Source organism: Burkholderia sp. BCC1047 (genome assembly GCF_902833155.1).
GTDB lineage: Bacteria > Pseudomonadota > Gammaproteobacteria > Burkholderiales > Burkholderiaceae > Burkholderia > Burkholderia sola.
In genome coordinates, this window is record NZ_CADFEH010000022.1 from 106,773 (window position 1) to 130,685 (window position 23,913).

Sequence of the window (23,913 nt, forward strand, 5' to 3'; positions counted from 1 at the left end):
ATAACACGTCGTTTAATGACTCTCTAGCATCGATTCTCAGTCGCGCGGGCCCGCAGGCCGGCGCCTTTGAGGAGAGTCCGATGAAAGCAGAGTCGAATGGCCGGCCCGCCGCCGGCGCCAAGTCCTCCGGCCAGCCCGCGCTGCAGCAGACGCTCGGGACCTGGCAACTGTGGGGCATCGCGGTCGGCCTCGTGATTTCCGGCGAATACTTCGGCTGGAGCTACGGCTGGGCGAGCGCCGGCACGCTGGGTTTCGTGATCACCGCGCTGTTCGTCGCGGCGATGTACACCACCTTCATCTTCAGTTTCACCGAGCTGACGACGTCGATCCCGCATGCGGGCGGCCCGTTCGCGTATGCGCGCCGCGCGTTCGGCCCGACCGGCGGCTATCTGGCCGGCGCGGCGACGCTCGTCGAATTCGTGTTCGCGCCGCCCGCGATCGCGCTCGCGATCGGCGCGTACCTGCACGTGCAGTTTCCGGGGCTCGAACCGAAACACGCGGCGATGGGCGCGTATCTCGTGTTCATGGCGCTGAACATCGTCGGCGTGCAGATCGCGGCGACCTTCGAGCTCGTCGTCACGCTGCTCGCGATCTTCGAGCTGCTGGTGTTCATGGGCGTCGTGTCGCCGGGCTTCACGTGGAGCAATTTCACGAAGGGCGGCTGGTCGGGCGCCGATCACTTCAGCGTGGGCGCGTTCCACGGGATGTTCGCGGCGATTCCGTTCGCGATCTGGTTCTTCCTCGCGATCGAAGGCGTCGCGATGGCCGCCGAGGAAGCGAAGAACCCGAAGCGCTCGATTCCGATCGCGTACGTGGCCGGGATCCTGACCCTCGTCGCGCTCGCGATCGGCGTGATGGTGTTCGCCGGCGGCGCGGGCGACTGGACCAAGCTCGCGAACATCAACGATCCGCTGCCGCAGGCGATGAAGTACATCGTCGGCGCGAACAGCGGCTGGATGCACATGCTCGTGTGGCTCGGGCTGTTCGGGCTCGTCGCGTCGTTCCACGGGATCATCCTCGGCTATTCGCGCCAGATCTTCGCGCTGGCCCGCGAAGGCTACCTGCCCGAATGGCTCGGCAAGGTGCATCCGCGCTTCAAGACCCCGCATCGCGCGATTCTCGCGGGCGGCGTGGTCGGGATTGCCGCGATCTACAGCGACGAGCTGATCCAGTTCGGCGGCCAGACGCTCACCGCGAATATCGTGACGATGTCGGTGTTCGGTGCGATCGTGATGTATATCGTCAGCATGGCGTCGCTGTTCAAGCTGCGCCGCTCGCAGCCGAACCTGACGCGGCCGTTCCGCGCGCCGCTGTACCCGATCTTCCCGGCCTTCGCGATCCTGGCGGCGCTCGTCTGCCTCGGTACGATGGTGTACTTCAACGGGCTGGTCGCGCTGGTGTTCGTCGGCTTCCTCGCGGTCGGCTACGCGTACTTCCTCGCGACCCGTTCGCAGCGCGCGAGCGCGCCCGGCGACGCGCTGCTGGAGGAGTAAGCAGCGTGACGACGGTGAACGTGAAAGGCCGTTCCTGATGGCATCCGGCGCGCCCCGTCGAACGGGCGCGCCGTCGGCTTTTGGCAAGGAGATTCGAACGATGTCCTGTACGGAGACGATCGGTCCGCGCACGTACCGCTTCGCGGACCTGAAGACGCTGCTCGCGAAGGCGAGCCCGCTGCGTTCCGGCGATCAGCTCGCCGGCGTCGCGGCGGCGAGCGAGGAGGAGCGCGTCGCCGCGAAGATCGCGCTCGCGGGCGTGCCGCTGAAGGCGTTCCTGAACGAAGCGGTGATCCCGTATGAAGACGACGAGGTCACGCGCCTGATCATCGACGATCACGACGCGCAGGCGTTCGCGGAGATCTCGCACCTCACCGTCGGCGATTTCCGCAACTGGCTGCTGTCGCCCGCGGCCGACGGCGCGGCGCTCGAACGGATCGCGCCCGGCCTCACGCCCGAGATGGTCGCGGCCGTGTCGAAGCTGATGCGCAACCAGGACCTGATCGCGGCCGCGAGAAAGCGCCGCGTCGTCACGCGCTTTCGCAACACGGTCGGGCTGGCCGGCCGGATGTCGGTGCGGCTGCAGCCGAACCACCCGACCGACGACGTGAAGGGCATCGCCGCGTCGATGCTCGACGGGCTGATGTACGGCTGCGGCGACGCGATGATCGGCATCAACCCGGCCACCGACAGCCTCGCCGCGATCGTGAAGCTGCTCGCGATGATCGACGGCTTCCGCGAACGCTACGGCGTGCCGACGCAGTCGTGCGTGCTCACCCACGTGACCAACACGATCGCGGCGATCGAGAAGGGCGCGCCGGTCGATCTCGTGTTCCAGTCGATCGCGGGCACCGAGAAGGCGAACGCGAGCTTCGGGATCTCGCTCGCGCTGCTCGGCGAGGCGCGCGAGGCCGCGTTGGCGCTCAAGCGCGGCACGGTCGGCAACAACCTGATGTATTTCGAGACGGGCCAAGGCAGCGCGCTGTCGGCGAACGCACACTTCGGCGTCGATCAGCAGACCTGCGAAGTACGCGCGTATGCGGTCGCGCGCAAGTTCGAGCCGTTCCTCGTGAACACGGTGGTCGGCTTCATCGGGCCCGAATACCTGTACGACGGCAAGCAGATCATCCGCGCGGGGCTCGAGGATCACTTCTGCGGCAAGCTGCTCGGCGTGCCGATGGGCTGCGACATCTGCTACACGAACCACGCGGAAGCCGACCAGGACGACATGGACACGCTGCTGACGCTGCTGGGGGCGGCCGGCATCAACTTCATCATGGGGATTCCGGGCGCGGACGACGTGATGCTGAACTACCAGAGCACGTCGTTCCACGACCAGCTTTACGTGCGCGAAGTGCTCGGCCTGCGCCGCGCGCCGGAATTCGAGGAATGGCTGGAGACGATGGAGATCGCCGACGCGCACGGCGCGCTGCGCGCGGCGTCGGCACGCGTGCCGCTGCTCGCGGGTGCGAACGACTGGATGGGGATTTCCGCATGAGCGACGCCGTCGAGAAGAATCCGTGGGCGCAGCTGAAGTCGTTCACGAACGCGCGGATCGCGCTCGGCCGCGCGGGCAACAGCCTGCCGACCGCGCCGCTGCTGGCCTTCAACCTGTCGCATGCGCAGGCGCGCGATGCGGTGCACCAGCCGCTCGACGCGGATGCGCTGCGGCGCGAGATCGAGGCGGCCGGCATGCTGCCGACGCTGCGCGTGCAGAGCGCCGCGCCCGACCGCGACCACTACCTGCGCCGGCCCGATCTCGGCCGCAAGCTGTCGGACGACAGCCGCGGGCTGCTGGCCGGCTACGGGGCCGCGCTCGACGATGCGCCCGATGTCGTGTTCGTGGTCGGCGACGGGCTGTCGGCGTTCGCCGCCGCGAAGCAGGCGCTGCCGCTGTTGCAGGCCGTGCGGCCGCGGCTCGACGCGGACGGCTGGCGGATCGGCCCGGTGGTGGTCGCGACGCAGGCGCGCGTCGCGCTCGGCGACGAGATCGGCGAGCTGCTGCGCGCGAAGGTGGTCGCGATGCTGATCGGCGAACGGCCGGGGCTCAGCTCGCCGGACAGCCTCGGCGTGTACCTGACGTGGGCGCCGAAGGTCGGCTGTCACGACGCGCTGCGCAACTGCATCTCGAACGTGCGGCCCGAAGGGCTGCCGCACGCGGCCGCCGCGCACAAGCTGCATTACCTGATGACGCATGCGCGGCGCCTCGGGTTGACGGGCGTCGGGCTGAAGGACGACAGCGACGCGCTGCTGCCGCCGGCGCAAGCGGAGCGGATCGGCGCGACTACGTGAACAGCCGCTCGCACAGGAAATCGACGAACACGCGCAACTTCGGCGACAACTGCCGGCTCGACGGCCACACGATCGAGAACTGCCCCGGCGCGATCCGGTAGTCGTCGAGCACGGTAACGAGCGCGCCGTGTTCGAGCGCGTCGCGCGCGAGGAAGTCGGGCATGTAGCCGATACCGAGCCCCGCGAGCACGGCGCCGCGCAGCGCTTCCATGTTGTTGCAGGTCATCGCGGTGCGCAGCGTGAGCGGCGTGCCGTCGTCGGCCGCGAGCGCCCAGTCCTGCAGCTTGCCGGTGGTCGGGAAACAGTAGCGCACGCAGTCGTGCGCTTCGAGCTCGCGCGGGGTGCGCGGCGTGCCGGCCTGTGCGAGATACGCGGGCGTCGCGCACAGCACGAACGCGAACGGGCCGAGCCGCCGCGACATCAGGCTCGAATCGGACAGCGGACCGCTGCGGATCACCGCGTCGAAGCCGCCTTCGACGACATCGACCATCCGGTCGTTGAAATCCAGATCGAGCTCGATGTCCGGATAGCGCTGCCGGAATTCGGGCAGCACCGGCAGCAGGAAGCGGTAGCCGATCACCGGCAGGCTCACGCGCAGCTTGCCGCGCGGGCGCTGCGCGGACGCCGTCACCGTCGCCTCCGCATCACGGAAATCCTCGAGGATCCGCTGGCAGCGCTCGTAGAAATGCCGCCCCTCGTCGGTGAGCGTCACGCGCCGCGTCGTGCGGTTGAACAGGCGCACGCCGAGCGACTGCTCGAGTTTCGCGATCGTCTTGCCGACCGCCGACGCCGAGATGCCGAGCGTGCGGCCGGCCGCGACGAAGCTCAGCGCTTCGGCGGTGCGGACGAACGCGACGATGCCGGTGAGGTTTTCCATCGAATCGAACGGTGCGCGGACGACGCACGCTAGCAGGTCAATTGCGGAATTTTAGTCCGTTATATGCGGAGCTTTGCGTTGTTTTTCGCGGATTGAATCCGATTTATCTTTTGTCGCTCTGATGGCGCATCCGCGCCGGCTTTTTCGAGGAGCGATGATGGATCACCCTGTTTCAGCCGTTTCGGCCCACGCGGCGCGCCGGCGCACATGGGTGCTGGCCGCCGTCTGCATGGCCGCCGTCGCGCTGCCGCTGTCGTTTTCGGGCGGCGCGGTCGCGACGCCGGCGATCGGCCGCGACCTGCACGGCAGCCCGGTCGCGATGAACTGGATCACCAACGCGTTCATGCTCGCGTTCGGCAGCTTCCTGATGGCGTCAGGCGCGCTGGCCGACCAGTTCGGCCGCAAGCGCCTGTTCGCGATCGGCGTCGGCGGCTTCACGCTGATGTCGGTCGCGCTCGCGTTCGCGCCGTCGATCCTCGCGGTCGATTTGCTGCGCGCCGCGCAAGGGCTCGCGGCGGCCGCGGCGCTGGCCGGCGGCACGGCCGCGCTCGCGCAGGAATTCGACGGCGCGGCGCGCACGCGTGCGTTCAGCCTGCTCGGCACGACGTTCGGGATCGGGCTCGCGTTCGGGCCCGTGCTCGCCGGCGGGCTGATCGGGCATTACGGCTGGCGCGCGATCTTCGTGACGGGCGCGGTGGCCGGCGTGCTGTCGCTCGCGTTCGGGCTGCCGCGCATGCACGAGTCGCGCGATCCGCACGCGACGGGGCTCGACTGGCCCGGCACGATCGCGTTCACGGCCGCGCTGACGCTGTTCACGTGCGGCGTGATCGAGGCGCCCGCGCGCGGCTGGTCGAGCCCGCTCGTGATCGCGCTGCTGGCCGGCGCGGCGCTCGGCGCATGCGCGTTCGTGACGATCGAGACGCGCGTCGCGCGGCCGATGCTCGACCTGTCGCTGTTTCGCATCGCGCGCTTCGTCGGCGTGCAGGTGCTGCCGGTGTCGACCTGCTGCTGCTACATCGTGCTGCTCGTCGTGCTGCCGCTGCGCTTCATCGGCATCGACGGCTTCAGCGAGATCGACGCCGGCTGGCTGATGCTTGCGATCTCCGCGCCGATGCTGGTCGTGCCGCTCGTCGCGGCGACGCTCACGCGCTGGCTGTCGGCCGGCGTGATCTCCGGGCTCGGGCTGCTGGTCGCCGCGGCGGGGCTCGTGTGGCTCGGCATCGCGCTGCGCGGCGGCGCGGGGCCGGCGGCGATCGCGCCGATGCTCGCGATCGGCATCGGCGCCGGCATGCCGTGGGGGCTGATGGACGGGCTGTCGGTGAGCGTCGTGCCGAAGGAGCGCGCGGGGATGGCGACCGGCATTTTCAGCACGACGCGCGTGGCCGGCGAGGGGATCGCGCTCGCGATCGTCGGCGCGGTGCTCGCCGCGCTCGCGCAAGCGGGGCTTGCGCAGGCGGCAGGGGGCGCCGGCACGCCGGACGCGACGCTGCGGGCCGCCGCGCGGCTCGCGACCGGCGATCTCGCGGGCGCGGCTGCCGCGTTGCCGGGCGTCGGTCGTGCGGCGTTGATCGCGAGCTACGCGCACGCATTCGACCGGCTGTTGATCGCGCTGGCCGTCGTCACGGTGCTGTGCGCGGTGGTGGTGTTCGGGTTTCTCGGCGGGCGGCCGGCTGTCGACGAAGCGGGCGATGAAGTAGACGGCCACGCGCGGGCCGACGCGTCGGCGCGCAGCCGGAGCGAACCGGCGTGTGCGGAGATGCAGGGGCGCTGAGGCGGACGGGCATGCGCAAGCCGATGCGTCGGCGGCCAGTCGGCGCGAACCGGCGTGCGCGGAGACGCACGGGCGTTGAGCATTGCATCGTGGCGCTCGGGTGCTTCGATGTTTTCGGTGCTCGGTGCTCGGTGCTCGGTGCTTGGGTACTTCGGTATTTCGGTCGACGCAGCCGCCGTGCCCGCATCGTCCGCTCGTTAAAGCCTCACCCGCCGCGCGTCACGCCAGCACGAGCGGCGGCAGTCCCGCTTCCACGCGCACTTCTGCGCATTCCACATCGATCACCAGATAGCGCAACGCATCCGGCCACAGATGCGCGCGCGCTTGCGCATCCTCGTCGAGCGTCGCGCGGCCCTGCACGAGCCAGGTCGTCTGACGCACGAAATCGACGAACAGCAGCGCGATGGCCGGATTCACGAGCAGGTTGCCGATCGTGTTGAGCAGGTTGTTGCCCGCGAAGTCGGGCAGCACCAGCGTGCGGCGGTCCGGGATATCGACGAGCGGCGCGAACGAGCCGTCGGCGCGCGGCTGGCGGCCGCGGTACGAACAGTCGGCGTTGCCCGCCGCATCGGCGGTCGCGACGATCAGGAAAGCCTGCTCGCGGATGAATGCGATGGCGTCGTCGGTCAGCGGGCCGCGATCGTTCATGGTGTCGGTCGGCGTGTGCGCCGTGGCGTGTGAATCCGCGACAAGCACGCAAGCGACATGCCACGCGGCGCGACGCGCGTTCGCGGGCAGCGCGCCGCCGCGCACTGTGGAAATTCCGAACACCGGCCCCATCGCTGCGCAATCGCGGTGTTCAGAATCGGTACACCGGTCGTGTTGCGGACGTGAACACCGCACGGTGCGCACCCGCGCCGGCCGCGATCGACGTGCGCCCGCTCCCGCCCGTTCCGTTTGGCACGCATGTTGCATGAACGGGATCAGCGCATTCCAACCGGCGCTCTACTCACACAAGCACGATGAACAGGAGACATGTATGAACCCGTTTGACCTGAAACAACTGGGCCTCGACGTCGAATACCCGTACCGTCAGCAATACGACAACTACATCGGCGGCAAGTGGGTTCCGCCGGTGAAGGGCGAGTATTTCGAGAACGTGTCGCCGATCAACGGCCAGCCGTTCTGCCGCATCCCGCGCTCCGGCGCCGACGATATCGAGCTGGCGCTCGACGCCGCGCATGCCGCGCGCCGCAAGTGGGGCAAGACGTCCGTGGCCGAGCGCTCGAACCTGCTGCTCGCCGCCGCCGACCGGATGGAAAAGAACCTGAAGCTGCTGGCCGTGGCCGAGACGATCGACAACGGCAAGCCGCTGCGCGAGACGATGGCGGCCGACCTGCCGCTCGCGGTCGACCACTTCCGCTACTTCGCGGGCTGCATCCGCGCACAGGAAGGCGGCATCTCCGAGATCGACGACAACACCGTCGCGTATCACTTCCACGAGCCGCTCGGCGTGGTCGGCCAGATCATCCCGTGGAACTTCCCGCTGCTGATGGCCGCGTGGAAGCTCGCACCGGCGCTCGCGGCCGGCTGCTGCGTGGTGATGAAGCCGGCCGAGCAGACGCCCGCGTCGGTGCTCGTGCTGATGGAGCTGATCGGCGACCTGTTCCCGGCCGGCACGATCAACATCGTGAACGGCTTCGGCAAGGAAGCGGGCGAAGCGCTCGCGACCAGCAAGCGGATCGCGAAGATCGCGTTCACGGGCTCGACGCCGGTCGGCAAGCACATCCTGCGCGCCGCGGCCGAAAGCCTGATCCCGTCGACGGTCGAACTGGGCGGCAAGAGCCCGAACATCTTCTTCGCCGACGTGCTCGACCAGGACGACGCGTACCTCGACAAGGCGCTCGAAGGGCTCGCGATGTTCGCGCTGAACCAGGGCGAGGTGTGCACGTGCCCGTCGCGGATCCTGATCCAGGAATCGATCTACGACCGCTTCATCGAGAAGGCCGTCGCGCGCGTCGAGCGCATCAAGTCCGGCCACCCGCTCGACCTGCAGACGATGATCGGCGCGCAGGCGTCGCAGCAGCAGCTCGACAAGATCCTGTCGTACATCGACATCGGCCGCGGCGAAGGCGCGCAATGCCTGACGGGCGGCGAGCGGACGGCGCCGGCCGCCGACCTCGGCACGGGCTACTACGTGAAGCCGACGATGCTGCTCGGCAACAACAAGATGCGCGTGTTCCAGGAAGAGATCTTCGGGCCGGTCGCGTCGGTGATGACGTTCAAGGACGAGCAGGAAGCGATCGAACTCGCGAACGACACGTTCTACGGGCTCGGCGCGGGCGTGTGGACGCGCAGCGGCACGCGCGCGTACCGGATGGGCCGCGAGGTCGAGGCCGGCCGCGTGTGGACCAACTGCTACCACCTGTACCCCGCGCATGCGGCGTTCGGCGGCTACAAGCAGTCGGGGATCGGCCGCGAGACGCACAAGATGGCGCTGTCGAACTATCAGCAGACGAAGTGCCTGCTGGTCAGCTACCAGGCCGAGGCGCTCGGGTTCTTCTGATCGCCGTAGTCCGTGGCGAAGTGTCGGGGCCGGTTGGGCCCGGCACGTCGCGCGGTTCGATTCCTTGTTCGACAGTCGGCGCCGGTCGCGCTTTGCCGCGCAGCCGGCGCCGCTAACGATTCCGGTCGTCGCGGGCTCGCGGCGGCCCGGTGCACCCGCGCGTGCGACGACCCCCAGCATGGCAGAACCGCCCCGATCCTTTCCGCGTCACCCGGTCTTCCATCCGGGCGAACTCGACGCGCAACACCGCTTCGGCGTCGCCGACGAAGCCGAGCAGATGAGCGACGTCGTGACGACCCGATTGAGCGTCGGCGTGCGGCAGTTCGTCGAATCGCAACCGTTCATGTTCGTCGGCATGGCCTCCGGCGTCGGCGCATCGATGACCTGCGACATCGTGCAGAGCCGGCGCGACGCGAACGGCGATCTGCTGCCGGTGGTCCGCGTGATCGATACGAAGACGCTGCGGTTCGCGTTGCCGGCCGCGCATGACGGCGGCGGCGGCCGGATCGACGCGGCCGCCTGCGACGGCAGCGGGGTCGGATTGCTGTTCGTCGATTTCGTGCGCGGCCTGCGCTATCGGATCAACGGTCGCGCCACGCTGCGCGCCGGTCTGCCGGAAGCGGACGCGGCGCCATGGGCGGCGGGCAGCACGATCGTCGAACTGGCGATCGCGCAGGCATACGGCAATTGCGGCACGCGGGTCGTGCGGCTGAAGCCGGCCCGGTAGCCGGCATCCGGGCGCGGGCGGCGGCGCGCATGCGCGGTCGCCGCGCGGATCGCACCGGCGGCGTGCGCGGCATGCCGCCTTCGGGTGCGCCCGCATGGCGCGCATCGGCCGGACAGCGTGGAATGGCGGCTTGCTCGCCGGGCCGTGCGGTTCGGCACGGGACTTGCGTGATACGCAGGGTTCCGCGCAGGTGAGGGAGGACACGATGGACCAACACGTGGCGTATACGGAAGAACCGACCGCCGAGGACACGCGGCGCAGCGCGCAGGGCGACGACGCGTTCGCCGGGCAGGCCGTCGTCAGCGTCGCGCACGATGCGGACGAGCAGGCGCGCAACCTGATCGGCTGGCGGCAAACCTACGACCAGCTCGCGGCCGGCCGCTTCGTCGGCACGCTGACCGAGCTGCCGCTCGACACGATGAAGCTGTTTCGCGAATCGACGAGCCACCTGCTGCGCCAGGCGTGCGAAGTGCGCGGCGACGCGTACTGGTTCGGCATCCCGCTCGTGTGCGACGGCTCGGCGCGCGTCGATGCATGCCGCATCGGCCCCGGCGCGCTCGCGTTCCGGCCCGGCAACGTCGAATTCGAACTCGTGACGCCCGCGCAGTTCTCGATCTACGGCGTTGTCGTGCGCGGCGACGTGCTGCGCCGCTACGCGGAGGAAGTCGAGCATCGCGCGCTCGACGAGCGGTTGTTCACGCAGCGCGTGATGCAGGTCGGCGACGCGCGGCTCGCGCGCCTGTGCGCGCTGCTCGGGCGCCGGCTGGACGGCGCGGTGGCGATGGCCGGCCCGCTGCCCGATGCGCAGCGCGACGACCTGCAGGCCGAAGTGCTGGCCGCGCTGTTCGATGCGTGCGCGCAACCGGCCGACCACGGCAGCGGCGCCGCGCCGTCGACGCGCCGCTGGATCGTCGACCAGGCGCGCGACTACGTGCTCGCGCACCGCACGCGTCCGGTCGGCGTGCCCGAGCTGTGCGAGCAGCTGCACGTGAGTCGGCGCACGCTGCAGTACTGCTTCCAGGACGTGCTGGGAATGGCGCCCGCGACCTACCTGCGCACGCTGCGGCTGAACGGCGCGCGGCGCGACCTGTGCGGGCGCGCGGCCGGCTCGGTGCAGGACGTCGCGGAGGCGTGGGGCTTCTGGCATCTGAGCCAGTTCGCGACCGATTACCGACGCCTGTTCGGCAAGCGGCCGTCGGAGACGCTGCGCGATCGCGCGTGAACGTGTCGGTATGGTGAGCCGGGCAGTCGGCGCCGCGCTCACGGCGGTGCTGGCGCCGGGCGCGCGCGGCGGCCGGTTCGACCCTTCCGCTCGCCGCCGCGTCGGCTTCGCTCAGGAGGCTGGTGCTGCCCCGTCGCGCGGGGCGGGCCACGCCAGCGCGTCCCAGTCGATGGCGCGGTACGCGGCTTCGACCGCCGCGAGATCGTCCGGCCGCTCGCTGCGATGCAGCCCGTGCAATTCGGCCGGCACGTCGAGCGCGACCGGTACGCAATACGGATAGTCGCGCACGCGCAGCACCGGCCCGATCGTCGTGAAGCACGCGATCGTCGGCACGTCGAAACCGTCGGCGAGATGCACGGCCGCCGTGTCCGGCGCGAACAGCAGGCTTGCGCCCTTGACCCACGCGATGAAGCGCGCGGTGTCGGTCGCGTCGCGGCTCACATCCACGTAAGCGGGATGCGCGATCGGGCCGAACCCCACCACCGGCAGCCCGTAACGCCGCGCGAGCCATTCCACGAACGCGACGCGCAGCGCGGGCGGCACGCTGCGCACCGCGGTGCTCGCATTCGGGCAGAACAGCACGTACGGCCGCTGCCATTCGGCCGGCAGCGCGGGGAGCGATAGCCGCGCGAGCCAGCGGTTGCGCTTTGCGGCAGCCGGCACGGCAGCCGGATCGACGCCGAGCGCGTCGAGGAAGAAATCGATCATCGGCAGCCGCGCGAACGCGGGCCAGTACAGGTGATTGCCGACGTCGATGCAGTGCGCGTCGGCGGGCAGCGCTTCGGCCGGGCACGGCAATGCGCGCGACGGCGCAACGACGTCGGCCGCGAGCGCATACAGCGCATCGACGTAGCGCGGCGCGCGCGCCGGCCGGTACAGCGTGAAGCGCAAGGCCGCATGGGCCGCACGCAGCGCGGCGACGGCCGTCAGCCCGATCACCGAATCGCCGAGCGCGACACCCATCCCGTTGATCACGTGCACGTGCCGCGTAGCGCCGTAATCGAGCCGGAACGGCCGGTGCGCGGCGTGCAGCAGGCCGAGCGCCGGCGCGGCCGCCACGTAGCCTTCGGCGCGCACGTCGCCGTATTCGAGGTCGTACGGCGCGACGAGCGTGCGGTCGGGTGCGAGCAGCGTGCCGGGGCAGGCCAGCGCGTCGTCGTGCGACAGCGCGGCGACGGGCGGCGCGGCGTGCATGTTCACCGTCGTCATGCGCCGCGCGCGCGGCGGCCCTGCTCGCGGATCTGCTCGAGCGTCGCGGCCGGCGTGCTGGCGTCCTGCGGGATGCGGATCTCGATTACCGCGGGCAGCCCGCAGGTCAGCGCGCGTTCGAGCGCGGGCGCGAAATCGGCGGTGCGCTCGACCGTCTCGCCGTGCGCGCCGAACGCACGCGCATAGGCGGCGAAATCCGGATTCGTGAGCCCCGTGCCATGCACGCGGCCCGGGTAGTTGCGCTCCTGATGCATGCGGATCGTGCCGAAATGGCCGTTGTTGACGACGATCGCGACGATGTTCAGCCCGTACTGCATCGCGGTCGCGAGCTCGTTGCCGGCCATCATGAAGCAGCCGTCGCCGGCGAGCGCGACGACGGCGCGCTGCGGATACAGCGACTTCGCGGCGAGCGCGGCCGGCAGCCCGTAGCCCATCGCGCCGCTCGTCGGCGCGAGCTGCGAACGGAAGTGTCGGTACGCGAAGTGGCGATGCAGCCAGATCGCATAGTTGCCCGCGCCGTTGGTCAGGATCGCGTCGTGCGGCAGGCGTTCGCGCAACTGCACCATCACGTCGCCGAGCTGCACGTCGCCGGGCATCGGCAGCGGCGCATGCCATTCGCGGTACGCACGGTGCGCATCGGCGGCCGCGCCGGCCCAGGCAGGCCGTTCGGGCGGTTCGAGCGCGGCCAGCGGCGCGGCGATCTCGGGCATGCCCGACACGATCGGCAGGTCGGCGGCGTACACGCGGCCGAGCTCGTCCGCGCCCTGGTGCACGTGGATCAGCGTCTGGCGCGTTTTCGGGATGTCGAGCAGCGTGTAGCCGCCGGTCGTCGCTTCGCCGAGGCGCGGCCCGATCACGAGCAGCAGGTCGGCGTCGCGGATGCGTTTCGCGAGCGCGGGGTTGATCCCGAGCCCGACGTCGCCCGCGTAGTTCGGGTGCGCGTTGTCGATCGTGTCCTGGAAGCGGAACGCGCACGCGACCGGCAATTGCCAGCGTTCGACGAAGGTGCGCAGGTTCGCGCACGCGTCGGGCGTCCAGCCGCTGCCGCCGACGATCGCGAATGGCCGTTCCGCGCGCGCGAGCCGCTCGCGCAACTCGTCGAGCTGCGCGGCCGACGGCGCGGCCGCGATGCGTTTCGCGGCCGGCACGACGGGCTGCGGCGCGCACGCGTCGGACAGCACGTCCTCGGGCAATGCGAGCACGACCGGGCCGGGCCGGCCGGACGTCGCGACGTGGAACGCATGGCTCAGGTATTCGGGGATGCGGCGCGGATCGTCGATCTGCGCGACCCATTTGGCCATCTGGCCGAACATCCGACGGTAGTCGATTTCCTGGAACGCTTCGCGGTCGAGGTGTTCGCGTGCGCACTGGCCGACGAACAGGATCATCGGCGTCGAATCCTGGAACGCGGTGTGCACGCCGATCGACGCGTGGGTCGCGCCGGGCCCGCGCGTGACGAACGCGATGCCGGGGCGGCCGGTCAGCTTGCCGACCGCTTCGGCCATGTTCGCGGCGGCCGCCTCGTGGCGGCAGACGACCGTCTGGATGCGGGCGGTGTCGTCCGCCAGCGCATCGAGCACGGCGAGGAAGCTCTCGCCCGGCACGCAGAACACGCGTTCGACGTGATTGGCGAGCAACGCATCGACGAGCAGTCGCGCACCGGTGGTGGCGCGCGGCGCGAGATCCTTGGAATGCGACATGGGCTGCCGTCTCCCTGGGTAGCGGGACGTACAGCTTACGCCGGTTGGCCGCGGGCCGGTGCGACGGCGGCTGAAAAGTGTCGGAACGCTGGGCGGTTCGGGGATTGCGTGCTGGCTTCGGTTGGCCATCCGGCCAGCTTGTGCATGCTTGCGTGACGGGAGAAAGTGAGCGCTACGGATGGCGGCCCGACGCGTGTCTCGAGCCGGAAAGTGAGTCTGCCAAATAACAATAAACTGGGATGCCGTTCAATAGTAAAATTTTAGCGAACGAGGGGAGAAGGGGCGAGAGCCATGACGACTGAAACGATCGATCAAAAGACGCTGACGGAGCTGGTCGAAGCCGGCGCGGTGCGCGCGGCCCGCGTGGTCGGTTGCGGCAACGGTTGGGCGCTCTCGGCCCGGTGCGGCGCACACGACCGTTTCCTGTCGGCCAAGCGCGGCGACGTGCGGGTGTTTCGCCGTTTTGAAACGCTGGTCGGCTTTCTGCGCGACATCGGCATCAGCCGGTTCGACGTGGACGCGTCGGCGTTCGATCCGGATGCGGCCGGCCGGGCGACCCGGCCCGATCGCGCGGCGGCGTTGAAAGCGGCACACGAGGCGGCGGCCCACGATCGCTGGTTTCGCGAGCAGGTGCAGCAGGCGCTGGACGACCCGCGTGCGTCGATTCCGGACGCCGAAGTCAGCGCCGACTTCGCGTTGCGCCGTGCGGCGTTGCGTGAGCGGCTTGCAGGCAAGCGTGGGGATGCTTCTTGACCCTCGCGTTGCACTGGAATCCGAAGGCGTACGAGGATCGCGCCGCGATCATGGACACTATCGCCGAGGACGACCCGCTGGCCGCACTCGAACTCGACGAACGGCTGGAAGAAAGGGCCGCGGCGTTACCGGCCCACGCCGAACTGTATCGGCAAGGGCGGGTGGCCGGCACGCGCGAGTTGGTGATCGCGCCGAACTATGCGGTCGTGTATCGCATCCGGCCGACCGAGGGCATCGTGGAGATCCTCCGCGTGCTGCATGCGCGACGGCAGTGGCCGTGAGGCGCGTATTCATTGCCGGCTCGTTAGCCAAGGGAAGACTGATATGTACACACATGGATTTACATCTCGGCCCGCATCGGATAATGTACATACAATGTACATCCGGTCGGAGATCGACATGCATACCACGAGGGTATTTAGGAACGGCAACTCGCAGGCTGTGCGTATTCCTGCGGACCTTGCCTATGAGCGCAGCGATATCGAACTGGAAATCGAACGCGTCGGTGACGAAATCCGCATTCGGCCGATGCGGCGGCCTTTGACTCAGGTACTGGAGAAGTTCGCGAAATTCGGGCCGGACTTCATGACAGAAGGGCGTGGCGACCACGAGCAGGCCGAACGCGAGGGTTTGTGATGCCGCGCTTCATGCTCGACACCAACATGTGCATCTATCTGATGAAAAATCAGCCGGAGCAGGTCGCGAGACGGTTTGCGCAGTGCTACACGGGCGACGTCGTCATGTCGGCGATCACCTATGCGGAGCTCGAATACGGCGTGACCGCATGCGCGAGCCCTGCCCGGGAGCGCCGCAATCTCGCCGCATTGATCGAGGATATTCCCGTCGCGCCTTTCGACGCCCCGGCAGCGCAAGCGTATGGTCCGATCCGGGAGGCGACTCGCGAGCGGAAGAAGGATCACCTCGACAAATTGATCGCCGCGCATGCGGTGTCGCTCGATGTCGTCCTCGTCACCAACAACGAGCGGGATTTCGTCAGCTATCCGGGGTTGCGACTGGAGAACTGGCTGAACGACTAGCGTCGGGCGCCATGCCCGGCGGCAATGCGGGGTATCGATCCACCCCGCGCCACCGCCGGGTCGGACATCAGCACTCGACGATGTTCACCGCCAGCCCGCCGCGCGACGTTTCCTTGTACTTGGTCTTCATGTCGGCGCCCGTCTCGCGCATCGTCTTGATCACCGAATCGAGCGACACGTAGTGGGAGCCGTCGCCGCGCAGCGCCATGCGCGCCGCGTTGACGGCCTTTACCGACGCCATCGCGTTGCGCTCGATGCACGGGATCTGCACCATCCCGCCGACCGGGTCGCAGGTCAGGCCGAGGTTGTGTTCCATCCCGATCTCGGCCGCGTTCTCGACCTGCTGCGGCGTGCCGCCGAGCACGGCCGCGAGCGCGCCGGCCGCCATCGAGCAGGCCACCCCGACTTCACCCTGGCAGCCCACTTCCGCGCCCGAAATCGATGCGTTGAGCTTGTACAGGATGCCGATCGCGGCGGCCGTCAGCAGGAAGTCGATTACGCCCTGTTCGTTCGCGCCGGGCGTGAAGCGCGTGTAGTAGTGCAGCACGGCCGGGATGATGCCGGCCGCGCCGTTGGTCGGCGCGGTGACGACGCGGCCGCCGGCCGCATTTTCCTCGTTGACCGCGATCGCGTACAGGTTGATCCAGTCGATCATCGACAGCGGGTCCTGCAGCGCGCGCTCCGGGCTGCCCGTCAACGTGCGGTACAGCTGCGGCGCGCGGCGCTTGACCTGGAACGGGCCGGGCAGGTTGCCGTCGGCGTCTGGATTGCCGATCCCGCAGCCGCGCGACACGCACGACTGCATCACGGCCCAGATCTTCAGCAGCCCGTCGCGCGTTTCTTCGTCGGTGTGCCACGCGCGCTCGTTTTCCCACATCAGCTGCGCGATCGACTTGCCGGTCGACGCGGTCAGCGCGAGCAGCTCCGCGCCGGTTCGGAACGGGTGCGTCATCTGCTCGGCCGCGCTCAGCACCTTGGTGTTCGGTGCGCCGGCCGTCACGACGAAGCCGCCGCCGACCGACAGATAGGTACGCTCGACCAGCACCGCGCCGTTCGCGTCGCTCGCGCGCAGCTTCATCCCGTTCGGATGTTCGGGCAGCGCCTGACGATAGAACGCGATGTTCTCCTTCAGCACGAACGGCACCGGATGCGTGCCGAGCAGCGCGAGTTGCTTCGTCTTGCGGACGTCTTCGAGCCGCGCGTCGATCGTGTCGGGATCGACGGTGTCGGGCGCGTCGCCGAGCAGGCCGAGCATCACGCCGCGGTCGGTGCCGTGGCCCTTGCCGGTGGCGCCCAGCGAGCCGTACAGCTCGACCTTCACGTGGGCCGTCGCGGCGAGCAGCCCGTCGCGCTCGAGGCCCTGGACGAACATCAGCGCCGCGCGCATCGGTCCGACCGTGTGCGAACTGGACGGACCGATGCCGATCTTGAAGAGGTCAAACACGCTGACTGCCATTTCGATACCTGCCTTGCTGTAAGAATGGTGCTAGCGCGCCTGCAATGGCAGGCACGCGGCGAGCCATGCGGGCGGCGTTGGGGAAAGCTGCTGCGCGACGCGGGCATAGCGCCCGTCGAGCCGCGCGGCCAGATGAAAGAGTTCGGTGGCGTTTTTCGGGTCCCACTGCCCCGTGTAGCCCGGCAAGCCGGCCTCGCGGCGCTTCGCGTCGAACGGCACCGGCGAATTCACGAATTCCTCGTGGGTTTTCTCGCCGAGCGCGTACGGCACGAGCCAGTCGAGCGCGGCCGCGAGCGTCGCGCCGTTCGCGCCGCGCTCGCGCAGCCAGTTGCGGTTGAAGCGGCGCGCGGCGAGCGCGGCCGTCACCAGCGGCTGCAGATCGTAGACCGCGTAATGCAGCGCATCGCGTTCCTCGAAATCCCAGGTCTTGCCGTCCGGGCCGATGTTGTCGGCGAGATGCTCGACGAACAGCCGCTGCGCGGCGTTCATCATCTTGCGGTCGCCGAGCGTGAACGCGGACAGCGCGATCAGCTTGATCCGGTGGCTCTGCCAGTTGTTGCGCCAGGTGCCGGTGAGCGGGCGCTTCTGCGCGTCGACCTGCGCGACGTAGCCGGCGCCGAGCTTCGCGATGAACGCGGCGGTCGCGTTGCGCGTCTTCACCGGCAGCGCGCTCGCGGTCATGTCGTACGCGACGATCAGGCTGTCGAAGCGCGTCTCGTCGATCGGGTTGAAGCTCGGCTGGTAGGTCGAAACCCACGCGGACAGGAAGCGGTCGACGAGTTGCAGGTAGCGCGGCGCGTTCGTCACGCGCCACGCGAGCGCCGCATCGCGCATCAGGTCCATGTCCTTGAGCGCGGCTTCGCTCTGGTCGTAGATGCCTTCATGCGGCAGCGTGCCCTCGGTGTGCACGCGCGCCATGGCCTTCGGCTGCTCGCCGATGCGCGCGTCGACGCTGCGAATCAGCGCCTGCACGCCCGGCTCGGCGTGCGTCGTCTCGCTCGACTGCAGCGCCGGCGCCGCGCAGAAATTCATCGCGGCGAGCGCATTGCCGGACACGCCGAGGCCGGCGGCGGCGAGCGACAGCGATGCGACGAGCATCGGCACGTAGCGGCCTGCGCGCGGGCGCGGCCGCCGCGCCGTTGCACCCTGGCCCGGAAACATCGGACGCACCATGCGGAACTCCTTCATTGGCTGGATCGCGTGTGATGTTAGCCGGATTGGCGGGTGAGCGTGAAACGGTTGGCCGGGCGGCGAACGTAAAAACCGCACGCAACCGGCGGCTGCGTGCGGTGGGGTCACGGTCGGACGCTCCGGCGCGAGACGGGCGTTATGCGTAATCCGACATCGGCACGCACGAGCAGAACAGGTTGCGGTCGCCGTACGCGTTGTCCGCGCGGCCGACCGGCGGCCAGTACTTGTTCGTGCCGAGCGACGCGACCGGGTACGCAGCCTGCTCGCGCGAGTACGCGTGCGGCCATTCGTTCGCGGTGACGACGGCCGCCGTGTGCGGCGCGTGGCGCAGCGGGTTGTCCTCGCGATCGGCGCGGCCTTCCTCGACCGCGCGGATTTCCTCGCGGATCGCGATCATCGCGGCGATGAAGCGGTCGAGTTCTTCCTGCGATTCCGATTCGGTCGGCTCGACCATCAGCGTGCCAGGCACCGGGAAGCTCATCGTCGGCGCGTGGAAGCCGTAGTCCATCAGGCGCTTCGCGACGTCGTCGACGCTGATGCCGCTCGTTTCCTTGATCGGACGCAGGTCGAGAATGCACTCGTGCGCGACCAGCCCGCCCGGGCCCGAATACAGCACCGGATAGTGCGGCGCGAGGCGCTTCGCGATGTAGTTCGCGTTGAGGATCGCGGTTTCGGTCGCGGCGGTCAGGTTCTTCGCGCCCATCATCGCGATGTACATCCACGAGATCGGCAGGATCGACGCCGAGCCGTACGGCGCGGCCGACACCGCGCCGATGCCGTCTTCCGCGCGGGCGTAGCCGGTCGAGCGCTGGTTCGGCAGGAACTGCGCGAGGTGCGCGCCGACCGCGACCGGGCCGACGCCCGGGCCGCCGCCGCCGTGCGGGATGCAGAAGGTCTTGTGCAGGTTCAGGTGCGACACGTCGCCGCCGAACTGCCCGGGCGCGGTCAGGCCGACCATCGCATTCATGTTCGCGCCGTCGACGTACACCTGGCCGCCGTGCGCGTGGACGATCTCGCAGATCTCGCGGACGTTCTGCTCGAACACGCCGTGCGTCGACGGATACGTGATCATGATCGCCGCGAGATTCGCCGCATGCTGCTCGGCCTTCGCCTTCAGGTCGGCGATGTCGACGTTGCCCTGCGCGTCGCACGCGACGACCACGACCTTCATGCCCGCCATGTGCGCGGACGCCGGGTTCGTGCCGTGCGCGGATGCCGGGATCAGGCACACGTCGCGATGGCCTTCGCCGCGCGATGCGTGGTACGCGTGGATGATCAACAGGCCCGCGTATTCGCCCTGCGAGCCTGCGTTCGGTTGTAGCGACACGGCCGCGTAGCCGGTGGCCGCGACGAGCATCTGTTCGAGCTGGTCGATCATCTCGCGGTAGCCGACGGTCTGCTCGGCCGGTGCGAACGGATGGATGCCGCCGAACTCGGGCCACGTGACCGGCAGCATTTCGGACGTCGCGTTCAGCTTCATCGTGCACGAGCCGAGCGGGATCATCGAGCGGTCGAGCGCGAGATCCTTGTCCGACAGGCTGCGCAGGTAGCGCAGCATTTCGGTTTCGGAATGGTGGCGGTTGAACACGTGGTGCGTCAGGTACGCGCTCGTGCGCTCGAGGCCGGCCGGCAGCGCGGCGACGCCGCCGAGGCCCGCGTCCAGCGCATCGACGGCCGGCGCGGTGCCGCCCGCGGCCTGCGCGAACACGTCGAGGAGATCGGCGAGGTCGTCGCGCGTCGTCGTTTCGTCGACCGATACGCCGACTTGCGTGTCGCTCACGCGGCGCAGGTTGATGCGCTTCGCGTTCGCGAATGCGTGAATCTGCGCGGTGCGCGCGCCGGTGTCGATCGTCACTGTGTCGAAGAACGTGTCGTTGACGGTCGCGAAGCCGAGCTGCTTCACGCCGGCGGCGAACAGCGCCGCGATGCGGTTCACGCGCAGCGCGATCGTCTTCAGGCCGTGCGGGCCGTGGTAGACCGCGTACATGCTGGCCATGATCGCGAGCAGCGCCTGCGCGGTACACACGTTCGACGTCGCCTTCTCGCGGCGGATGTGCTGTTCGCGCGTCTGCAGCGCGAGGCGCAGCGCGGGCTTGCCCTGCGCGTCGACCGTCACGCCGACGAGGCGGCCCGGCATCTGGCGCTTGAATTCGTCGCGCACGGCCATGTAGGCGGCGTGCGGGCCGCCGAAGCCCATCGGCACGCCGAAGCGCTGCGTGTTGCCGATCGCGACGTCGGCGCCCCATTCGCCGGGCGGCGTCAGCACGGTCAGCGCGAGCAGGTCGGCCGCGACGACCACGTGGCCGCCGGCCGCGTGGATCGCTTCGGTGAGCGCGCGGTAGTCGCGCACGTCGCCGTTCACGCCCGGGTACTGCAGCAGCACGCCGAATGCGTTCGCTTGAGCTGCTTCGGCGGCCGGGCCCGTCTTCACTTCGATGCCGATCGGCAGCGCGCGCGTGCGGATCACTTCGAGGGTTTGCGGCAGCACGTCGTCGGCGACGTAGAACACGTTCGACTTCGGCTTGCCGGTGCGCTGCAGCAGCGTCATCGCTTCGGCCGCGGCGGTGGCTTCGTCGAGCAGCGATGCGTTCGAGATCGCGAGGCCCGTCAGGTCGGCGACCATCTGCTGGAAGTTCAGGAGCGCCTCGAGGCGGCCCTGGGAAATTTCGGGCTGGTACGGCGTGTAGGCCGTGTACCACGCCGGGTTTTCGAGCACGTTGCGCAGGATCACGGCCGGCGTATGCGTGTCGTGATAACCCTGGCCGATATACGAGCGGAACACCTGGTTCTTGTCCGCGAGCGCACGCAGCGCGGCGAGCGCTTCGGCCTCGCTCTTCGGCTGCGCGAACGGGCCGAGCGGCAGCGTTTCGGCGCGGCGGATCGAGGCCGGGATCACGGCGTCGATCAGCGCGGCGCGCGACGCGAAGCCGAGCGTGTCGAGCATGGCCTGCTGGCTGGCGGCGTCGGGGCCGATGTGGCGTTCGGCGAACGCGTCGTGCGTTTCGAGCGCGGCGAGCGAGAGGGGCGTGCGGTTCATCAGGCGGTCCGGGTGTTCGAGCTTCATGGCGTGACTCTGGTCCCGCGCGGGCCGGCTGCCCGGCCGCACGCGGTTCGGGTAAGGAAAATTAGTCGATCAGCTTGCTGTACGCGTCGGCGTCGATCAGCTTGTCGGTCGATGCGCCGTCCGCGAGCTTGATCTTGAACAGCCACACGCCGTATGCGTCGCCGTTCACTTCTTCCGGCGCATCGGTGGCGGCTTCGTTGACGGCGACGATCTCGCCGGATACCGGCGAGTAGATGTCGGAGGCCGCCTTCACCGATTCGACGACGCCGACGGCGTCGCCCGCGCTTACCGACTTGCCGACTTCGGGCAGCTCGAGGAAGACGATGTCGCCGAGCGTGCTCTGCGCGTGATCGGTGATGCCGACCGTCAGCGTGCCGTCTGCCTCGGTGCGGATCCACTCGTGTTCGTCGGTGTACTTCAGATCGGCCGGGACGTTGCTCATCGGATGCTCCTGGATAAAAGGGTGTGTTCGTTTTGCTGGCGCGCCGCCATGGTGCGCCGGATGGGGTTGCGCCGGGCGCCATCTCCCGGCTGGCCGGGAGGCGGCCCGGCCGCCTCCCGGTCGTTACGCAGCGAGGACCTTGCCGTTGCGCACGAACGGCAGTTTTACCACGCGCGCGGGAAGATTCTTGTCTCGAATTTGCACCTGGACGATGTCGCCGATCTGGACGGCCGTCGGCACGCGCGCGAACGCGATCGATTCCTGCATCGACGGCGAGAACGTGCCGCTCGTGATCTCGCCTTCGCCGTGCGGCGTGACGACCTTCTGGTGCGCGCGCAGCACGCCGCCCGCCTTGCCGTTTTCCTTCTGCAGGATCAGGCCGACGAACGCGGCGCGCGTGCCGTTGGCTTCCAGCGCGGCGCGGCCGACGAAGTCGCGCGGCGCGGTGAGGTCGACCGTCCACGCGAGGCCCGCGTCGAGCGGGGAGACGGTGTCGTCCATGTCCTGGCCGTACAGGTTCATGCCGGCCTCGAGGCGCAGCGTGTCGCGCGCGCCGAGCCCGCACGGCCGCACGCCGTTTTGCTGCAGCGCATCCCACAGCGCGACGACGTGCACGGCCGGGACGATCACTTCGAAGCCGTCTTCGCCGGTGTAGCCGGTGCGCGCGACGGTGAGATCGCCGAACGGCGTGCCGGCGACCTGCGCGGCGTTGAACGGCTTGAGCTCGCTGGTGGCGGCGCGGGCCGACGGCACCGTCGCCCAGACCTTTTCGCGGGCGTTCGGACCCTGCACGGCGACGATCGCGAAATCGCGGCGCGGCGCGATCGTCAGGCCGTAGCCGCCTTGCTCGTTCAGCTGGTTGAACCACGCGATGTCTTTCTCGGCGGTGCCGGCGTTGACGACCACGCGGAAGAATTCTTCGGTGAAGTAGTAGACGATCAGATCGTCGATGACGCCACCCTGCGGGTTGAGCAGGCACGAGTAGAGCGCCTTGCCGGGCGTCTTGAGCTTGCCGACGTGGTTCGCGATCGCATGCTCGAAGAATGCGCGCACGCGGCTGCCGGTGAAATCGACGACGCACATGTGCGACACGTCGAACATGCCGGCGTCGGTGCGCACGGCTGCGTGTTCTTCGATCTGCGAGCCGTAGTTGACGGGCATGTCCCAGCCGCCGAAGTCGACCATGCGGGCATTGAGCGCGCGGTGCGCGGCGTTGAGCGGGGTGTGATTCAGTGCAGTCATCGAGGCCTCAGGCAAGGCGCTTGCGCGCGGATCAGAACGGCCATGTGCCGACCGCCGCAGCCGATGGCCTCGAGCGATCCGGTACATGCCCCTCTGTCCTCGATACCTGAGAGATTGCGCTGCGGGCAAAGCCCGGCGAACGCGCGCCCCTTCGGTGGGCAGCTTGCCCGCGCAGCCAATGCGCTGCGGGCTACTGCCGCTCTCCAGAGTGCGGGGAGTGTCGTGCGCGCAGTGCGCGGACGCGGTTCCCCGACGCGGTCGGTCCTTTTGCCTGAGAGTTTGCGGGTGTGCCCCTTCGGCGGCGCAACCGGTATCGGAACGACCCGGTCACACGCTCTCCCGACGCGTGCGGGCGACTGTACGCGAGCGGGTCGGCATTGTCAATTTGAGCAAAAGAATGTCGCTTCGCGACAAGCGGCGGCGGCCGGCGCCGCCGCTTTTCTCCGCTCCGGCGGGCGCCGGCGCGTTACTCGCCGATCGCGCGTGCGGCCGTGTCGAGTTCCTGGTTCAGCACCCGCTGCTCGTCGCCGGACAGGCCGCCGTTGTGCTGGGCCGACATGTCGTTCGCTTCCTGGCGGATCACGTCGAGGCGGTGGTGCAACTGCGCGCCGTACGGCGGCGGGTAGTAGCCGCCGTTCACGCGCGCGTCGATCCGGCGATGCAGATTGTCGATCCGGCCCTGGACCTCCTGCATGCGGTCGTTCGCGACGACCTGCGGATTCGGTCGCGGCGGCGGAGGCGCCTGCCGGACCGGCCGCTGCGGTTGCACGACACACGCCGCGAGCGAGGAAACCAGGACGCAGCATGCCGCTGCGCGAATCAACCGTTGCATCACATTCTCCTGACGGATAAGTGTCGAATCGACTTTTTGAGAAACGCGTCAGACCGGACGACCGCTGACTTTCGTTCCCGCACCATTTGTAACGGAATG

General features: G+C 69.1%; 21 protein-coding genes and 2 riboswitches. Of the genes, 11 read left to right on the forward strand and 10 right to left on the reverse strand.

Annotation, left to right across the window (positions count from 1 at the left end; genetic code table 11):
• Positions 1 to 80: 80 nt before the first annotated feature.
• The 3 genes from eat (at position 81) to eutC (ending at position 3,785) form a co-directional block, all read left to right on the forward strand.
• A complete protein-coding gene (gene eat / locus HWX55_RS22315; protein ID WP_175977308.1) occupies positions 81 to 1,493 on the forward strand; it encodes an ethanolamine permease in 1,413 nt (470 codons plus the stop codon).
• Positions 1,494 to 1,593: 100 nt separating this feature from the next.
• Complete coding sequence (locus HWX55_RS22320) at positions 1,594 to 2,991, forward strand: ethanolamine ammonia-lyase subunit EutB (RefSeq protein ID WP_175977309.1); 1,398 nt, start codon at positions 1,594 to 1,596, stop codon at positions 2,989 to 2,991.
• Positions 2,988 to 3,785, forward strand: a complete 798-nt coding sequence (gene eutC / locus HWX55_RS22325; protein WP_175977310.1) for an ethanolamine ammonia-lyase subunit EutC — start codon at positions 2,988 to 2,990, stop codon at positions 3,783 to 3,785. Before HWX55_RS22320 ends, eutC begins: the two co-directional genes overlap by 4 nt.
• Here eutC and HWX55_RS22330 read toward each other — a convergent pair.
• Complete coding sequence (locus HWX55_RS22330) at positions 3,778 to 4,662, reverse strand: LysR family transcriptional regulator (protein WP_175977311.1); 885 nt, start codon at positions 4,660 to 4,662, stop codon at positions 3,778 to 3,780. The two genes, eutC and HWX55_RS22330, sit on opposite strands and share 8 nt — an antisense overlap.
• A gap of 157 nt (positions 4,663 to 4,819) precedes the next feature.
• Here HWX55_RS22330 and HWX55_RS22335 point away from each other — a divergent pair, with 157 nt between their 5' ends.
• Positions 4,820 to 6,433: an MFS transporter gene (locus HWX55_RS22335; RefSeq protein WP_175977312.1), complete on the forward strand. Its 1,614-nt coding sequence runs from the start codon at positions 4,820 to 4,822 to the stop codon at positions 6,431 to 6,433.
• Between the two features lie 219 nt (positions 6,434 to 6,652).
• Here the strand turns inward: HWX55_RS22335 and HWX55_RS22340 are convergent, their stop codons facing one another.
• Entirely contained in the window at positions 6,653 to 7,081 is a 429-nt protein-coding gene (locus HWX55_RS22340; RefSeq protein ID WP_175977313.1) for a pyridoxamine 5'-phosphate oxidase family protein, read from the reverse strand.
• Positions 7,082 to 7,412: 331 nt separating this feature from the next.
• On the opposite strand from HWX55_RS22340, the gene HWX55_RS22345 reads away from it, so the two are divergent.
• The 3 genes from HWX55_RS22345 (at position 7,413) to HWX55_RS22355 (ending at position 10,888) form a co-directional block, all read left to right on the forward strand.
• A complete protein-coding gene (locus HWX55_RS22345) occupies positions 7,413 to 8,939 on the forward strand; it encodes an aldehyde dehydrogenase family protein (RefSeq protein ID WP_175977314.1) in 1,527 nt (508 codons plus the stop codon).
• A 178-nt stretch (positions 8,940 to 9,117) separates the two neighbouring features.
• On the forward strand, positions 9,118 to 9,666 hold the full coding sequence (locus HWX55_RS22350; RefSeq protein ID WP_175977315.1) for a hypothetical protein: 549 nt from the start codon (positions 9,118 to 9,120) through the stop codon (positions 9,664 to 9,666).
• A 205-nt stretch (positions 9,667 to 9,871) separates the two neighbouring features.
• Positions 9,872 to 10,888 carry a helix-turn-helix domain-containing protein gene (locus HWX55_RS22355; protein WP_175977316.1) on the forward strand — a complete coding sequence of 339 codons (1,017 nt, stop codon included), beginning with the start codon at positions 9,872 to 9,874 and terminating at the stop codon, positions 10,886 to 10,888.
• 111 nt (positions 10,889 to 10,999) lie between these two features.
• Here the strand turns inward: HWX55_RS22355 and HWX55_RS22360 are convergent, their stop codons facing one another.
• Positions 11,000 to 12,097, reverse strand: coding sequence for an ADP-heptose--LPS heptosyltransferase (locus HWX55_RS22360; RefSeq protein ID WP_175977317.1), 1,098 nt, complete (start codon positions 12,095 to 12,097; stop codon positions 11,000 to 11,002).
• Positions 12,094 to 13,797, reverse strand: coding sequence for a thiamine pyrophosphate-binding protein (locus HWX55_RS22365; RefSeq protein WP_175977318.1), 1,704 nt, complete (start codon positions 13,795 to 13,797; stop codon positions 12,094 to 12,096). Before HWX55_RS22365 ends, HWX55_RS22360 begins: the two co-directional genes overlap by 4 nt.
• Positions 13,798 to 14,088: 291 nt before the next feature.
• On the opposite strand from HWX55_RS22365, the gene HWX55_RS22370 reads away from it, so the two are divergent.
• From HWX55_RS22370 to HWX55_RS22385, 4 genes are all read left to right on the forward strand, one after another.
• Positions 14,089 to 14,550, forward strand: coding sequence for a hypothetical protein (locus HWX55_RS22370; protein WP_175977319.1), 462 nt, complete (start codon positions 14,089 to 14,091; stop codon positions 14,548 to 14,550).
• Positions 14,547 to 14,831, forward strand: coding sequence for a type II toxin-antitoxin system RelE/ParE family toxin (locus HWX55_RS22375; RefSeq protein WP_175977320.1), 285 nt, complete (start codon positions 14,547 to 14,549; stop codon positions 14,829 to 14,831). The genes HWX55_RS22370 and HWX55_RS22375 overlap by 4 nt, the downstream gene beginning before the upstream one ends.
• A 118-nt stretch (positions 14,832 to 14,949) precedes the next feature.
• Positions 14,950 to 15,186 (forward strand): type II toxin-antitoxin system VapB family antitoxin, encoded by a 237-nt coding sequence (gene vapB, locus HWX55_RS22380; protein WP_012327630.1) that lies wholly within the window; start codon positions 14,950 to 14,952, stop codon positions 15,184 to 15,186.
• Positions 15,186 to 15,587 carry a type II toxin-antitoxin system VapC family toxin gene (locus HWX55_RS22385; RefSeq protein WP_175977321.1) on the forward strand — a complete coding sequence of 134 codons (402 nt, stop codon included), beginning with the start codon at positions 15,186 to 15,188 and terminating at the stop codon, positions 15,585 to 15,587. The genes vapB and HWX55_RS22385 overlap by 1 nt, the downstream gene beginning before the upstream one ends.
• A 67-nt stretch (positions 15,588 to 15,654) precedes the next feature.
• Here the strand turns inward: HWX55_RS22385 and HWX55_RS22390 are convergent, their stop codons facing one another.
• The 6 genes from HWX55_RS22390 to HWX55_RS22415 all read right to left on the reverse strand — a co-directional run bounded on the left by HWX55_RS22390 (position 15,655) and on the right by HWX55_RS22415 (position 23,814).
• Positions 15,655 to 17,043, reverse strand: a complete 1,389-nt coding sequence (locus HWX55_RS22390; RefSeq protein WP_050015896.1) for an L-serine ammonia-lyase — start codon at positions 17,041 to 17,043, stop codon at positions 15,655 to 15,657.
• A 30-nt stretch (positions 17,044 to 17,073) separates the two neighbouring features.
• Positions 17,074 to 18,216, reverse strand: a complete 1,143-nt coding sequence (locus HWX55_RS22395; protein WP_124555777.1) for an alginate lyase family protein — start codon at positions 18,214 to 18,216, stop codon at positions 17,074 to 17,076.
• A 154-nt stretch (positions 18,217 to 18,370) separates the two neighbouring features.
• Complete coding sequence (gene gcvP, locus HWX55_RS22400) at positions 18,371 to 21,298, reverse strand: aminomethyl-transferring glycine dehydrogenase (RefSeq protein WP_175977322.1); 2,928 nt, start codon at positions 21,296 to 21,298, stop codon at positions 18,371 to 18,373.
• 61 nt (positions 21,299 to 21,359) lie between these two features.
• Positions 21,360 to 21,740 (reverse strand): glycine cleavage system protein GcvH, encoded by a 381-nt coding sequence (gene gcvH, locus HWX55_RS22405; RefSeq protein WP_124594428.1) that lies wholly within the window; start codon positions 21,738 to 21,740, stop codon positions 21,360 to 21,362.
• A gap of 123 nt (positions 21,741 to 21,863) precedes the next feature.
• Positions 21,864 to 22,982, reverse strand: coding sequence for a glycine cleavage system aminomethyltransferase GcvT (gene gcvT, locus HWX55_RS22410; RefSeq protein ID WP_175977323.1), 1,119 nt, complete (start codon positions 22,980 to 22,982; stop codon positions 21,864 to 21,866).
• 83 nt (positions 22,983 to 23,065) lie between these two features.
• Positions 23,066 to 23,199, reverse strand: a riboswitch (glycine riboswitch).
• 31 nt (positions 23,200 to 23,230) lie between these two features.
• A riboswitch (glycine riboswitch) is annotated at positions 23,231 to 23,334 on the reverse strand.
• A gap of 114 nt (positions 23,335 to 23,448) precedes the next feature.
• Complete coding sequence (locus HWX55_RS22415) at positions 23,449 to 23,814, reverse strand: hypothetical protein (RefSeq protein ID WP_050015906.1); 366 nt, start codon at positions 23,812 to 23,814, stop codon at positions 23,449 to 23,451.
• Positions 23,815 to 23,913: the final 99 nt, after the last annotated feature.